The sequence below is a fragment of the Kibdelosporangium aridum genome (assembly GCF_900176515.1).
GTDB classification, from domain to species: Bacteria; Actinomycetota; Actinomycetes; order Mycobacteriales; family Pseudonocardiaceae; genus Kibdelosporangium; species Kibdelosporangium aridum.
In genome coordinates this window covers 193,930-207,781 of the sequence record NZ_FWXV01000006.1, presented here as the reverse complement: position 1 = coordinate 207,781, position 13,852 = coordinate 193,930, and the positions used below count along the sequence as shown (strand labels likewise).

At 65.3% G+C, this 13,852-nt stretch carries 11 protein-coding genes; all 11 read right to left on the bottom strand.

All coding sequences use genetic code 11. From position 1 onward, the window contains the following. Positions 1–4 precede the first annotated feature (4 nt). The 11 genes from B9C43_RS31525 to B9C43_RS31475 all read right to left on the bottom strand — a co-directional run bounded on the left by B9C43_RS31525 (position 5) and on the right by B9C43_RS31475 (position 13,852). Positions 5–514, bottom strand: a complete 510-nt coding sequence (locus B9C43_RS31525; protein ID WP_051896846.1) for a 3-hydroxyacyl-ACP dehydratase FabZ family protein — start codon at positions 512–514, stop codon at positions 5–7. Next, positions 511–1,362 carry an SDR family NAD(P)-dependent oxidoreductase gene (locus B9C43_RS31520; protein WP_033388861.1) on the bottom strand — a complete coding sequence of 284 codons (852 nt, stop codon included), beginning with the start codon at positions 1,360–1,362 and terminating at the stop codon, positions 511–513. Before B9C43_RS31520 ends, B9C43_RS31525 begins: the two co-directional genes overlap by 4 nt. Next, positions 1,359–2,147, bottom strand: a complete 789-nt coding sequence (locus B9C43_RS31515; RefSeq protein WP_160096814.1) for a polyketide synthase — start codon at positions 2,145–2,147, stop codon at positions 1,359–1,361. Before B9C43_RS31515 ends, B9C43_RS31520 begins: the two co-directional genes overlap by 4 nt. Beyond that, positions 2,144–2,914 carry an SDR family NAD(P)-dependent oxidoreductase gene (locus B9C43_RS31510; RefSeq protein WP_051896848.1) on the bottom strand — a complete coding sequence of 257 codons (771 nt, stop codon included), beginning with the start codon at positions 2,912–2,914 and terminating at the stop codon, positions 2,144–2,146. Before B9C43_RS31510 ends, B9C43_RS31515 begins: the two co-directional genes overlap by 4 nt. Further along, entirely contained in the window at positions 2,911–3,639 is a 729-nt protein-coding gene (locus tag B9C43_RS31505) for an enoyl-CoA hydratase/isomerase family protein (protein WP_160096812.1), read from the bottom strand. Before B9C43_RS31505 ends, B9C43_RS31510 begins: the two co-directional genes overlap by 4 nt. A gap of 2 nt (positions 3,640–3,641) precedes the next feature. Beyond that, a complete protein-coding gene (locus tag B9C43_RS31500; protein ID WP_033388862.1) occupies positions 3,642–4,859 on the bottom strand; it encodes a hydroxymethylglutaryl-CoA synthase family protein in 1,218 nt (405 codons plus the stop codon). Positions 4,860–4,876: 17 nt separating this feature from the next. After that, positions 4,877–5,647 (bottom strand): SDR family NAD(P)-dependent oxidoreductase, encoded by a 771-nt coding sequence (locus tag B9C43_RS31495; protein ID WP_033388863.1) that lies wholly within the window; start codon positions 5,645–5,647, stop codon positions 4,877–4,879. Continuing rightward, entirely contained in the window at positions 5,631–6,566 is a 936-nt protein-coding gene (locus B9C43_RS31490; protein WP_160096810.1) for an ACP S-malonyltransferase, read from the bottom strand. Before B9C43_RS31490 ends, B9C43_RS31495 begins: the two co-directional genes overlap by 17 nt. Then, positions 6,563–7,849, bottom strand: a complete 1,287-nt coding sequence (locus tag B9C43_RS31485) for a beta-ketoacyl-[acyl-carrier-protein] synthase family protein (RefSeq protein WP_084430522.1) — start codon at positions 7,847–7,849, stop codon at positions 6,563–6,565. Before B9C43_RS31485 ends, B9C43_RS31490 begins: the two co-directional genes overlap by 4 nt. Before the next feature lie 8 nt (positions 7,850–7,857). Then, positions 7,858–8,121: a phosphopantetheine-binding protein gene (locus tag B9C43_RS31480; protein ID WP_033388864.1), complete on the bottom strand. Its 264-nt coding sequence runs from the start codon at positions 8,119–8,121 to the stop codon at positions 7,858–7,860. A gap of 802 nt (positions 8,122–8,923) precedes the next feature. Beyond that, the gene (locus B9C43_RS31475; RefSeq protein ID WP_084430521.1) at positions 8,924–13,852 is read right to left on the bottom strand and encodes a hypothetical protein; all 4,929 of its coding nucleotides are present in this window, start codon (positions 13,850–13,852) and stop codon (positions 8,924–8,926) included.

Sequence of the window (13,852 nt, the reverse complement as noted above, 5' to 3'; positions counted from 1 at the left end):
TTGTTCACTCTCCACTTAGGCCTGATAGCGCGGCGACCGAGCAGATCTCGCCGCCGTGCATGACCTGCCCCACGGTCGTCGCGAAAAGACCGTCCTCGACGACCTGGGCTATGACTTCGATCTCGCCGCCGGGAGGTACCGGCCGCGTGAACCGCGCAGCCTGTACATGCGTCATGGAGAAGCTCGTGACCGCACCGTTGCGGATGCCGCCGATGATGATGCCGGCCTGCCCGACGGTCTCGATCTGCAGTGCCCCTGGGTATACCGGCCGGCCGGGGAAGTGCCCGGCGAATATCTCTCGTGCTCGCGCCAGGTCGTAGCGGGCGACTACGATGCCGCGTTCGCTGTCCAGCATGGTCACGCGGTCCACAAGCAGGAACGGGTCCCGATGCGGCAACAGCGCTTTGATTTCGGCGCGGTCGAGCACAGTCGCCGTGGGCCGGTCGTCGACCAGCGGGCTTTTCTCGGCGCGCCTGTACAGAGCCGCGATCTCGTCGCTCATCGTGGCGATCATCGGGCCTCCTGACCAACGCCGGCGGCCAACGCCGCGCCATCGCTGGTGAACTCGGACCGTTCACGGCGGCCGACGAGAAATTCCAATGGGCCGAGCAGCGACATACCTTCATCCACCTTCAGGACCTGCCCGGTGACCGAGTCGAGCAGTCCGGACGACAAGGCCACGCAGGCCCGGCCGACACCGGCTGGGTCCATCGTGACGACGTCGACGCGCTCCTTGACCGATTTCACGACGTCATCGCCGACGACTGCCCGTGAGCTGGGCGTATCGACATAGCCGGCACGCACGACATTCACGCGGACACCATGCGGTTTGAGCCGCACCGCAAGATATCGGCAGAGCGTTTCAAGGGCGGCTTTGGACACACCGGCCAGGTCGTAGCCGTCGTGGCAGAGTTCGACACCGTCGCTCGACATCGTCGTGACGTACCGTGGGTACGAGCCGAATGTGGCGTGTGTGCTTTGCACCAAGTCGACGACAGGCCATGCCGAATAACCGAGTGACAGCTCCATGCTGGACCTCTTCAGGTCGTCCATGTCGTTGACGACCTTCGCGAAGGACACATTGCTGACCACGGTGTGGAGCTGACTGGCCTGTGACTTGATGTGAGCCATCAGGGCGCGCGTCGCGGCGTGGTCGCTCGCGTCGGCCTCGACGACGACCGGTGGTGAAAGTCCAGCGGCGTCGAACTCACCGATGAGCTCGGTCTCCTCGACACTGCCCCATCGGTGCGTGACGAACACACTCGCGTTGGCACGCGCGAACTCCATCGCTATGGCCTTGCCGAGGCCACGAGTGCCTCCGGTCACCAGAACCGCCCGGCCGGCGAAGTCTGGCATGATCATGCTGTCTCCTTTTCCTGGCCGGCGACGACCGGCGCGGGGTAGCTCTCGTTGATGCGTGTGCGGGTCTCCGGATGGCCGAACACCGTCGTATGCATGGCGAGTTCATCCGCGATCGCACGTTCGAGCTGGGCACGACGTCTCTTCGAGATGTGTCCTTTGAGCAGTCCCATCGCTGCCTGGGGTGCCTGAGCCATTTCGCTGGCGAGCGCATACGTCCGGTCTCTGACGTCACGACGAGGCACTACGGCGTGCGACAGCGGCACCCCAGCTTCGCGGATCTCCCGGCCCTTGATCATTCGCCCAGTGAGCAAGAGGTCCCGTGCGAGCGGCACCCCGAAGACCTCTTCGAGCAGCGCTGTCGAACCCATGCCCGGCGTGAAGCCGAGAGCAAGGAAATTGGCTCCGTAGAGCGACTCCTTGGCCAGTACGGCGACATCACACCACAGTCCGAGCATCAGGCCACCGCCGACCGCGTGCCCGGTCATCATCGCGAGCGTCGGGATCTCCAGGCTCAGCAGCAGTCGCGGAAAACCACCCATCAGCCGCGCGATGGCATGTGGTGCGTCGGCGCCGAGCAGCGTGTCGCGGGTTGCTCCGCTACAGAAGTGCTGCTCGCCACCTTCGAGCACCAAGACGCGGATGGATGGATCACGTTTGATGACATCGACAGCATTCGCGAGTGCCGTCAGGGCAGCGTCGCCGACATGGGGTGTCTCATCGGTGGTGATCCGCAAAGTGGCTACGCCGTCAGCGGTTTGTTCGAGTCCGTACAGTGCGCTGGTCACATCGCCACCTCGGCCAAGCCGCCAGTGGCCGATACGGCCTCACCGTTGATGTATCCGGCGCGCGTCGACGCCAGGAACAGTACTGCCGCGGCGATCTCTTCCGGCTTTGCGTTGCGCCGCAAGGGGGTCGCCTCAAGCAGCAGTCGGCGCAGACCCTCATCGAAGTGCTGGGTGAGGTCCGTTTCCACGTATCCCACAGTCACCAGGTTCGCGATGATGGACTTGTGACCGTACTCCTTCGCGATCGTCCGAGTGAGCCCGAGCAGTCCACCCTTGCTCGCCGCGTACGCCGCCTGGGATGTCGCACCGTGTTGCGACAACGAACTGATCGACACGATCCGTCCACCGCTGCCTTGTACCAAGAACTCCCGGACAGCTCGACGGCAGATGAGAAACGCGCCGGTCAGATTCGTGGCGATCACATCGTCGAACGCCTCGGTCGTGGTGTGCACCAGCAGCGCGTCGCGATTGATTCCGGCATTGTTGACCACGACATCCACCCGGTCGAACCGGTCGACGACCGCATCGAACAGATCCTCGACGTCGGACTCGCTGGCCACGTCCGCGGCGACCGCAAGCCCACGATCCTTGCCGGCCAGGCTCTCCACCTGGGTGATGACCTCATCAGTCGCAGGACCAAGCTTCCGTGCGCAGAAAGCCACCTGTGCACCCGCCGCGGCAGCCGCGAGCACGACCGCACGGCCGATACCGCGTGATCCACCCGTGACGACCACGACCTTGTCGCGCATGGTTCCAAGAGTGGTCACAGCTCTCCTTCGCTGTCGTCAAGCCACGGTGGCTCACCGGCCGCCATGCGTACGATTCGCCGCTGCGTTTCGGCTGTGGCGAGCAGCTTCGTGAACCGGCGCATTGCTTCGGCGTCGGCATTCGGGGCGTTCATCTCCGCGCTCGCCACCTTGACTTCGTGCTGTGCACGAATGTCCGTCCGCAGCCACCGGCGTGCGTGCCGGGCAACCGCGACGTCGAGGTCGTCGGCTATCTCGTCAACCAGGCCAATCCGGAGCGCGGTAGACGCGTCGACAGTCCCGCCGTCAAGTGCGAGCAGCCGGGCCTTGGCCACCCCAAGACGTTGGGTGAGCTGGGGCAACGCGATCGCCGGAACAAGTCCAACCAGGACATCCGGAAGCCCGAATGTGGACCTTGGCGTCGCGATCACCAGATCGGCCGCGGCCACAAGCCCGAGTCCGCCGCCAAGAGCGACACCGTCGACCAGGGCGACGACTGGGCATGCAGCACACTCGAGTGCCCGCAGCATATCCGCGTAGCTATGATGGATAGCCGCCCAATCCTCGGCTGGGTCCGACAGACGGCCCAAGTCCAAGCCTTCGCAGAACGCACCCGCTTCACCTTCGACAGTGATGTAGCGAGCCTTCGCCTCGGTCAGGGTGGTCACGATGTGTTCGATAAGCGGGCCGGTGATCGTGGGCCGGCCGGACACGGCCGACAGCTTGATCCGAAGTCGTTCGTTCAAGGTCACATCCAGCCGTATGTCCGGTAGTAGTCGCGCACGTCCTCGAGGACCAGCCGTGACCGGCCGGTGTAAGCCGCATCGAGAAGACCCGGCACGAGTGATGTGTCGGGCTTGAAATGCGCTTCGGTCAGGCTCCGCTCGGTGTCCAGCACAATCCGTTCGTACACGGCCAGATCCACGTGCCTGCGGCTGGCGAGGTGCTGGCCGATCTGGTGGCGGCCAACGGTTTCGCGCGCGCTCGCACCGAACCGGCCACTGAAGAACTCGGCACAGGAACCGGAACCGTACGAGTACAAGCCGATCCGCTCGCCGGCCGCGACCGATGGCGCGTGATCCACCAGTGCGGCCAGTGCTGCCCACAAACTCCCCGAGTATGTGTTCCCGAGTTCCTGACAGTACTTCAGCGAAGGCCGGACCATCCGCTCGAAGCTCTCCGCCACGGCGCTCGGTTCCGCATCCGGCTGATGGGCCTCGACGACGAGTCCGTGCGCCTGCTGAACGAGTGGAGTGATCGGCGTGTGATAGATGACATGGCTGAAGGTGTCGAGCACGTCAGCGCCGACGTCTTCGCGATAGCCATCCCACGCCAGTTCCAGCAGGTCGAGATATGCGCCCAGAGAAAGTCCAGAATGGATGGTCTCAAGGGATGGGGTCGGCCGCATCACGTCGTAGACCTCCCGCGCGGCCACACCACTTGCCGGCTCAAACGCGAGCACCCGCGGCTCGGCCGCGACAACCATGGCGACGGCGCCCGCACCCTCGGCCGGCTCCCCGGGATCGTAAAACAGTCGCCGGGCCATGTCGGTCGTGATCACGAGCGCTCGGCGGGTGGGATTGCACTGCACCCACGCGCTTGCCAGCCGCAGTGCGGCCGTGCCGGCGTAGCAGGCGTGCTTGACTTCGAGATGCCGGCAGCGATGTGAGAGCTGGAGGTACTTGTGAACATAGGAGCTCAGCGGTTTCGCATAGTCCACACCGGACTCTGTCGCTACCACCAGTAGCCCGTAACGGTCCGGGTCATCCGGATCAGTAAGCGGGCGCGCGGCATTCACAGCCAAGGTGACCGGGTCTTCGAAACTCGGCGGCAAGGATCGGCGCACCAGTTGCAGTCTCCGGATCTCACGATCGGAGGTGCCACGGGCCGATGCGAGCGCGGCGGCGTCCACAGCCAGTGTGCTGCCATAGAGAGTGAGGTCGTCGATACCAACTGCCAACTGCATAGGTGCTTCCTTCGACGTCATGAGGTCATCCGCGGCACGTCACGTACCGCTCCTGCCACATACACCGCGTCACCCGTCACGAACGATGCCTCATCTGATGCCAGAAAGAGGACGGTCCCCGCGACTTCCTCCGCGAGCCCGAACCGCCCGTAGGGTGAGAGCTGAGCCAGTGCTGCCCGAGCAGCCGCACGGTATCCGGTGGTCATGTCGGTCTCGACGAACCCGGGAACGACCGCATTGCACAAGATCCGGCGGCGACCGTACTCTTTGGCCACACTCCGGGTCAGTGACAGCAAAGCGGACTTGGAGGCCGCATAGCTTGCCGCTCCCGCGAGACCGTTGGCCGTGAACGAAGCCACGTTCACAATCCGGCCACCACTGCCCTGGGCCAGCATTTCGTCCACCGCGCGACGGCATACCACGAACGGACCACGAAGGTTGACGTCCAGTACGTACCGCCAGTCCTCGAGAGTGGTCTGCACGAGCAACGAGTCACGAGTGACACCGGCGTTGTTCACCACGACGTGCACCTCGTCCAGCCATCCGAGGGCGTTGTCGAACAACCGCTCGACATCTGCCTCCACGGCGACATCCGCCGGGACGAACCGCGCCTGACCGCCCGCCGCACGGGCAGCGGCCTCGACCTCGGCTCCGACAGGCGCGGATTCACCGCGTCCACAGAACACCACGCGGGCGCCTTCAGCGGCAGCGCCGAGCACGATCGCCCGCCCGATGCCACGCGTACCTCCGGTGACAACAAAACCCTTGCCGTCAAACCGGCCCGACATGTGCACCTCCCACATGGCTCGCCGCGGCCGCGGTCTCCTCGAACGTCGCCCGTGGGACGTCCGGAATGGTCAGCGATGCGAACTTCAGCCCCGCGGTACCCGGTCCGCACCCGATCACACGCTGAACGCCCAGCTCTACCAGGGTGCGCAGGCTGTCATCGAACAGCACCGGCGCTTCAATCTGGTCCACAAGGGACTTCCGGACCGCGTCGGCGTCGCGCAACGGCTGCGCTGTGACATTGTCCACCACAGGAATCCTCGGCGTCTGTACTGGTGTTTCGGCCACCAGTCGAGCAAACCGCGGAACCATCGGCGCAAGGAGCGCGCTGTGGAACGGCGCACTCACCGGCAGGGCGATAACACCGCCGCCAAAGTCCTCGCAGGCGTCCGCAGCGACCGCGACGGCGTCTGCTTCTCCGGAGAGAACGGCTCGGCCGGGTGCGTTGAAGCAGGCCACACCAACCACACCGTGCTCGTTGCCGAGCTTGCACGCCACCGCGAGTACCTCCCGCGGCAAGCCCGAGACAGCCACCATCGCTCCGGCTCCGCGCGGGACAGCCCGCTGCATCAGCTGCCCACGTACCGCGACGAGTCGCACCGCATCGCTGAAACTCAGCGCTCCGGCGATCACCAAGGCGGTGTATTGGCCGAGGCTGTGTCCCGCGAGTGCCACTGGCCAGACGCCACGCGCCATCAGGTGTCCTGCTTGCGCGACACCGAGTGTCAGCAGCGCAGGTTGCGCGATCTCAGTGCTTCGCAGTACCTCCTCGGGCCCTTCCTCGATCCACCGCGACAACGGCTGGCCCAGTGCCTCGTCCGCTGCGGCGAACTTGGCGCGACAGGCCGCGCAGGCAGCGGTCAGGTCGGCGCCCATGCCGACCCGTTCGCTGCCTTGCCCTGCGAACAGGAACGCGTTCATCCTAGACATCCCACGACCAGGCACGAGTTGATCCCGCCGAAACCGAACGAGTTCGAGATCGCCACAGTGACGGCGTGCTCACGGGCCTCGTTCGGGACGAAATCCAGATCGAGCTCCGGGTCCTTCTCGTCCTGGTTGATCGTCGGGTGCAGAACGCCATGCTGGATCTGCAGCGTCGTGGCGATCAGTTCGAGGACTCCAGCCGAGGTGAGGCTGTGCCCGATCATCGACTTCGTCGCGTTCACCGGAACACTGCGCGCCCGGTCGCCGAGGACGGCCTTGACCGCAGCCACCTCGACCGCGTCACCCAGCGGCGTCGACGTCGCATGGGCATTGACGTAGTCGACCTGCTCCGCGCGGACACGCGCATCCAGCAGTGCGTTGCGCATCGCACGCTCCTGCCCGTCCTGGTGTGGCCGGGTCTGCCGGGAACCATCCGACGCCGCAGCGCCACCGAGCAGTTCCGCGTAGACGGTCGCGCCGCGCCGGCGGGCGCTCGCCATCGTCTCGATCACCACCGCGCCCGCACCCTCACTGGGCACGAAGCCCTCCCGCCGGGCATCGAAGGGCCGGCTCGCGCGAGCCGGATCATCGTTGAACGACCGGAAGGTCAGCGCCTCGATCTCCACCCATGAATGGATGACCGCGGGCTCCATGGCAACCGGGGCACCCGTGACGACGACCACGTCCGCCCGGCCGGACCGAATCATGTCCAGTCCACTGAGGACAGCCAAGTTGCCGCTCGCACACGCGCCGCCGACCATCAGGCTCGGCCCGCGCAGCTGCAACAGCTCGCAGACCAGACCGACGACGTCGGTGTCCAGGACCACCATCCCCAGCAGGGGTGCCATGTACTCGGGATCGTCGGCGAAGATACGGCTGTTCTCCGTGATCATCGGCGTGTTCAGGTTGTGACCGGCCAGCACGTGCCCGACTCGATCAGGATCGACCGTGACGCGACCAAGCCCGGCGTCGACATACGCCTGGACCGCGGCAGACGCTGCCAACTGCCCGGAAAGCGGCGTGATGCGAAGGAGTCTCTTGACTGCCTTCGTCAGCTCGGCGTCATACCCACGACCCACACGGTCCAGATGATCGTGGTAGTCGAAGTCGCTCAGGTCACCAGCGACCCGGCACTCCACACGCTTGTCCATGTTCTTCCAGTTCGTGATCCCCGACCGTCCGGCGAGAAGCCCTGCCCAGAACTCGGGAACACTCTCGCCGAGACACGTCACCACACCCATACCGGAGATCACGACACGCTGATCAAAAGTCCGTTCCATCAGGCACCTCAAGCGGCTGCGGCGAAGTGCTCGAAGATGTCCACCAGCTCCTTGAGGTTCGACACCGTCGACAGCTCGGTGCGGGGGATCTTGATCCGTAGCTCCTTCATCGAGCGCGACACCACCTCCACCATCTCCAGCGAGTCCGCGCCAAAGTCCTTCATGCTGGCTGTCTCGGTGACCTCTAGGCCTTCAGCTCCTTCGATGACGGTGGCGATGTTCTTCTTGACGACAGCGAAGATGTCTTCGCGAGTGACAACAGGGCGCGTCATAGTTGTTCCCTTCTTGCGTCCACAGAGGTGCTCTTGCGCTTTCCTGTAGTCAGGGCATGCCTGACCAAGTCAGTGAGTCGTTCCGCACAACAGTTTGTTGCGCTGGGTGGTCACGCGGTGGGGTCGTGCTCGATGTGCAGGATCACCAGTGCGGCTGTGGTGATCTCGTCGGCGGATTCGGTGGTGCGCCGCCGGAAGGGCACCGGTGTGTTCGATACGCGGTTGCCGAACGCCTGCCGTCACCGGACTCCGGGTTCTGCTGCCGGAGACAGCGCGCCGGTACCGCGGCAGTGAGCATCACGCTCTGACGAATCACACCAGACTGCACAGAAACTCCTTGCTCCATTGGCAACTCCGACGAGACTCGCGACACTCTTGTCGGGTACAAACGACACACTGTCGATGCCATGCCGCGCACTCCCTGCCAACAACTGTCTGCGACGGTCGGGCTCGGCACCGAGGGTGGGCCTTTGTCAGTCTCACGTTCCTTGCGTGATCGCGAAAGGGGCCGCTGAACTGGTCTGCCCAGCCGACAGCGGTGACGTCGGGTGGTACCGGATTGGGGCAGTCGGCAACACCGAACGCGTTGCGATACAACAAAACATAGAACGCCGGGATGAACATGGTCCTTCTGGGGGTCAACTACCTACCACTGGATCCGTGACAATGCCGAGCCCTCACAGGCACCATGTCCGACGCCGGTGAGAGGGCACCATCCGGTCACCGGCCTACCATCGCGTCGGTTCCCTTGGGACGTCGCGCCTTCAGATGCCGAGAGGAATACAGTTCGAAAGGAGGCGTATCAGGTGGGCGGGACAATACTGCGTACTGTCAGGTGATCGGCCGTCTGCTCGACATGCAGATGGTGGACCTCGCCCGGCCTCGCCTTCGGCCATGCCCGGTGCTCCCGCAGAGCTACCGCGACGGCCGAGGGATGCACACGGGCAAGTCGCGCCACGTGGTCCCGTATCGCGATAGACGGTAGGTGGTCCCTTCCTCGGGCTCCTGGCGGGAGATCGTAGAGCTGTGCGACGGTTCCCACCAGCCAGTCGAACTGCTCAACGTCCGCAATAGACACTGTGGTCACGTCTCCGTCGGTCACCGAGATACCGAGGCCGTCCACGTAGCGCCGGTCCCGCAGGAACGCCCGTCGGTCGCCTGGTTCGGCCATACCCAGACTTCCCTTGGGCACCAATGCGTCGACCAGACGGATGGTGGCGAGCAGCCGCCATTCGTCCGACAACCATAGGTCGAAGACCGGCCTCATCCTGTTGCCGTGGTGGAATCCGGCGAAGCGTGCTTCGACGTACACCCTCCCGATGTCCGGCAGTGGCGCGAACGACTGGAACGTCGTGATCTCGTGGGGGAAGCCCACCCACTCCCGGCCGATCTCACTGGACCACAGCCAGAGCCGATCATGCGGAATGACGTGCGTGGCGGCGTCCAGCAGTCCTTGGTTGAGCATTCCGCGTGGCACACTGCCCCGGCCGGCGTCGAGGACTCCCGACGCTCCGGCGCTCCCCATCTGCAACGACACGAGGTGCTGGAAGCTCGGCCCGTGGAAGACCACTCCAGAGCTGTACGGGTCGGCCGCCGGCTCGGCATCGGTCAGTGGTTCGGGTGCACGGTATTCGGCCGGCAGCCTGCCGACCAGCACGGTGGCGCTGGCAACCGGTTCGAAACGGGAGAGCGCTGGTGTCGCCGCCTCACGCCACATCAGGAGCGTCACGTCCAACTCGTCGCCCCATCCACTCACCTCTGTGCGCAGGCGAACCGGTTTCCAGACCTGCACCCACCGCCGCAACCGAACGTCGCGGATGGCTGTGACGCAGCGGCCCGAGTGGACAGTGGCTGCGCGGGCGAGCAGATCGAGTATGGACATCATCGGCAGAGCCGGCACCGTGAAAGTAGGACAATGATCGAGCAACCAGGTGTCGACCGCAGGATCCAGTACTACCACTTCGTCGGCCGAGCTTGCCAACGCCCCACCGCTCGTGTCCTCCACCACACGCATTCCCAGGTCCTTCACGTGGTAGATGCGCTTGCCGTCCACCCACAGCCAGCCATGCGCGACCGCATGGCGGTCATGCTCGTCGACCTCGACGATGTCCATCTCGACCGTGACGCGTTTGTTCGTCGGCACGACCTGACCGCGGTACTTCCAGGTCACCTGGCGGCCGGGCAGCACGGGTTCGAATCGCGGATTACGCAGTCCCGCACCGAAGTCGCGCTCGATGAGGTAGAACTGCAGCAGCTGGCACATGCTCTCGACACCCAGCGAGCCCGGCTGCACGGGATCCTGGAAGAAGTGGGCCTTGAAGAACCACTCCCCGGGGTCGACGTCCTTCTCGGCGCGCAACCGGCCGAGCCCCGCCTCGCCGCCGTCTGGCCAGTAGCCGGTGACCCGGTCGAGCATGAGCAGCATCGGTCCGGCCAGTCGCAGTGAACCGCTGAAGTAACGGTCCGGCCGCCGCGTGAGGTCGACGACGCTGTCACAAGATGCCTCAAGCTGGGCGCGTTCGGCATCGGATCCAGGCAGGCCGACCTGATTCTCGAACGCCTCCGGCGCGAAGAACCCGAACCCGCTGGACAGCGTGAAGACTGGTTGTCCGTCGGCAAAACACTCGACGTCGAAGGACATGAGGATCACGCCAGCCGCCCGCGAGGCGCGGGTCAGCACGGCACGAGTGCGTAGCGTGCGTGTCCCCGGCCGGATCTCACCGGTCACGGTGCCTGTGCCGTCGAGGTTACGTATCAACAGGTCTGTGTCGCCGCCTGCCAACGCGCCGCCGACGTACAAGCCGACCCAGCCGCAGGCCTGGAGGACCACCTCCAGGAGCACCGCGAACGGCATGGCCGGATAGCCGTTCTGCTCGAAGTACCAGACTTCCTCGGGAACGTCGTACTCGACCTCGGCCCGTGTACCGGTTTTCATACCAAGGAACGGGCCATCGAGCGACACCACGCGGCTCATGAAACCGTAAGGCGGGCCAGGCATGCGAGTGATCCGACGCGGGCCGTCGAAGGCCTCGTAGGCGGGGCCGAAAGCCTCGGATGGCTTCCCCCATGCGAGGGCGAGCAATGACGCGTAGTCAAAACGGAAACCGTCCACTTCGGCCACTGGCTTGCTCTCGTGGTAACCCCGGAGCCCAGCGAGTTCCGCGGGCGCCACTGGCTCACCCGTGGTCTGAACAGCGGGAGGACCGAGCTGGCGCCAGTACGACAGCGGCCAGTCTGGCACGAGCCGCAGACCAAGGCGATGAACGTGAAACACCTTGATTCCATCCACTGTGCACAGTACGTCGGCGAACAGCGTGGGCTGCGGACCGGCCGAGATCTCGCGGACGAACACCTCGACGGTCAGGTCGCGATTGTCCGGAGTCACGCGGCCGTGGTTGCGCACGTGGTAGGCGTGGTCGGGCACTGGCTCGAAGCGCCAGCCGTCGCGGTCGACCGTATATCCCATGGCCGCCAGGTAGAACGCCGATGCCTGCAAGCTTCCGTCGAGCATCAGCGATCCGGGCATGAACGGGTCGTCGGTGAACCGGGCCTCGAAGAACCAGTCCCCCCGCGCGACGGGTGTTTCGGCTCGCAGATAGCCCCGCCGCCACGGTCCACCCGCCGGGTCGAACTCGGTCACCTCGTTGATGAGCGGCGTCCGGCCCTCCGACATCCGTGGACTGCGGATGTGGCACCGCGTTCGCTCCCATCCGGGTCCGAAACAGTCAGCCGGACGGCCATCTGCGAACGCGCGCACCGCGTCGGGATCGAATCGGCGAACCGAGCAAACGACAACCGGTGGATCGACCTGTTCGGAGTCACTGAGCACCTCGGCCGCCGGATCCCACTGCACGCCGCCGAGCGCAGCGAGTTCCGTCTCGGTGAAATAGCCGGCAACGCAGTCGCGGGCTGTCATGCGGAGTTCGTCGCCGACATACCAGGTGCCGCGAAAGAACGACAGGCGCACACCGTCGTGGTCGCCGTATCCGTCGACGTGAGTCTCGCCGCGAACCGGCTCACCGATCTGGGGTGGGCTGCCATGGAAGGTCAACTTGGCACTGAGCAGCCGGTGGAATCGCTCGCCCGCGCCGGGCTGATCGGCACCGGCATCACCGAGCACGGCGGCGATACCGGCGTCGATGCCATTGATTTGGTTGACGCGCGGCTGTGGTGAAGACACCGGCACAGGAACCTCGCCACGCCGCACGGCGTCGCGGAATACAGCTTGCGTACGCTGCTGGGAAAGCAGGAACCTCTGGTGGACTTCTGCCTGGAGCGCCAGGAATTCCTGATGGCGCACGGAGATCTGCCGATAGATGTCCCCTGCCACCGGCGACGCCGTCCGAGGGGGCGCCGTGGCCGATATGTCCGCGGTTCGTACCTCGGGGGCGGCCACTGACAACGACGGCGGACGCGGCATTGTCTGTGGAGAGGCATTTTCCGCTGCCGACGCACAGTTTCGCGCCAAGTGGTCGAACAGCGGATCCGTCCGCATGGGCACGCCCGCCGCGACGAGTTCCGCGACAGTGTTGACGAGGTGGTGCACACCACATCCGTCCATGGCGACCGCGAGATACTCCCGATCGCCCAGGATCCGGTGAATCCACCCCGTGCACAGCGCCTGTGGACCATGCTCGATGAACACGCGTACCCCGTCAGCCCATGCGCGCTCGACCGTCGCGGCAAAGTCAACCGTGGTCACCGCCTGCGCGGTGAGCGCGTCCGCCGCAGCTTCGGGCGTCGGTGAATACCAGTCCACAGTGGCACAGGAGTAGAACCGTACGCCCGGTACGTCGAAAGTCGGCCGGTGGTGCAACTGCCGCCAGTGCTCCCGGACCTCGTGCAACTCGGGCGCGTGCACCGCGATCTCGTAGTCGAGGGGCAGCGCACGTCCCGGTCCGAGCCGACTGATGACTCGTTCACATCCCACCGCCTCACCGCCCACGACGCACGAGTCAGGAGCGTTGATCGCCATCAAGTGCACCGCGGGCTCACCGTCGAGCGCCGCGCGAACGTCTTCCACTGGTGCGTTGACGATGTGGCTCGCCCAACGATCGCCTTCGATCCCGAGCCGACGCCACACGCGACGCACCGCCTCGAACTCACCCACCAGTGCGCTGGTGAACAGCGCGGATCCCTGTGCGTCCGCGACCAGGCCGGGGACGTCCCGCCACACCTGCATGGCCACGAGCGCATTGGATTCGCCGGACGAGTAGCCGATGACCGCGTTCGGCGAGATGCCCAGCAAGCCCCGGTTGATCTCGGTGTGCACCTGGGCGAGCAAGCCGGCTCCCCAGATCTGGTCGAGGGCGGGCACACTGTCCACTTTGGTGTCCATGTACGCCCATCCGGCGGCGTCCAGCAAGCCGCAGCGTGCCTCGATGGTCGCCATGATCTCGGGGAACTCGTGCATCAACTCCTTGCCCATGCCTTGGTAGGCGGCGGCACCGTTGGTGAAGACGAATGCGATCTCGCCCTTTGTCGGAGTCTCACAGAAGGCCACACCTTCGGGTCGCCGCCCAGCACCTGTCAACCACCCGCGGGCGGCTGCCGCGCGTGCGGCGTGCTGCACCGATCCCGCGGCGAGGATGACCAAGCGCGCCGGCCCTTGGCCGGATTCACGGCCTGCCGCCAGCGCCCTCAGTGCGTCGTGGCGATCCCTGCCTGAGTAGACGTGCATGCGGAGCGGAACGTTTCGGCCGCCGTCAGCGGCAGTCGGTCCGAATCCCAT

Bases quoted from the DNA above. Each gene is read 5' to 3' on its own strand.
- B9C43_RS31525 (WP_051896846.1), bottom strand. From the start codon at position 514: ATGATCGCCACGATGAGCGACGAGATCGCGGCTCTGTACAGGCGCGCC.
- B9C43_RS31520 (WP_033388861.1), bottom strand. From the start codon at position 1,362: ATGATCATGCCAGACTTCGCCGGCCGGGCGGTTCTGGTGACCGGAGGC.
- B9C43_RS31500 (WP_033388862.1), bottom strand. From the start codon at position 4,859: ATGCAGTTGGCAGTTGGTATCGACGACCTCACTCTCTATGGCAGCACA.
- B9C43_RS31495 (WP_033388863.1), bottom strand. From the start codon at position 5,647: ATGTCGGGCCGGTTTGACGGCAAGGGTTTTGTTGTCACCGGAGGTACG.
- B9C43_RS31490 (WP_160096810.1), bottom strand. From the start codon at position 6,566: ATGAACGCGTTCCTGTTCGCAGGGCAAGGCAGCGAACGGGTCGGCATG.
- B9C43_RS31485 (WP_084430522.1), bottom strand. From the start codon at position 7,849: ATGGAACGGACTTTTGATCAGCGTGTCGTGATCTCCGGTATGGGTGTG.
- B9C43_RS31480 (WP_033388864.1), bottom strand. From the start codon at position 8,121: ATGACGCGCCCTGTTGTCACTCGCGAAGACATCTTCGCTGTCGTCAAG.
- B9C43_RS31475 (WP_084430521.1), bottom strand. From the start codon at position 13,852: ATGGGATTCGGACCGACTGCCGCTGACGGCGGCCGAAACGTTCCGCTC.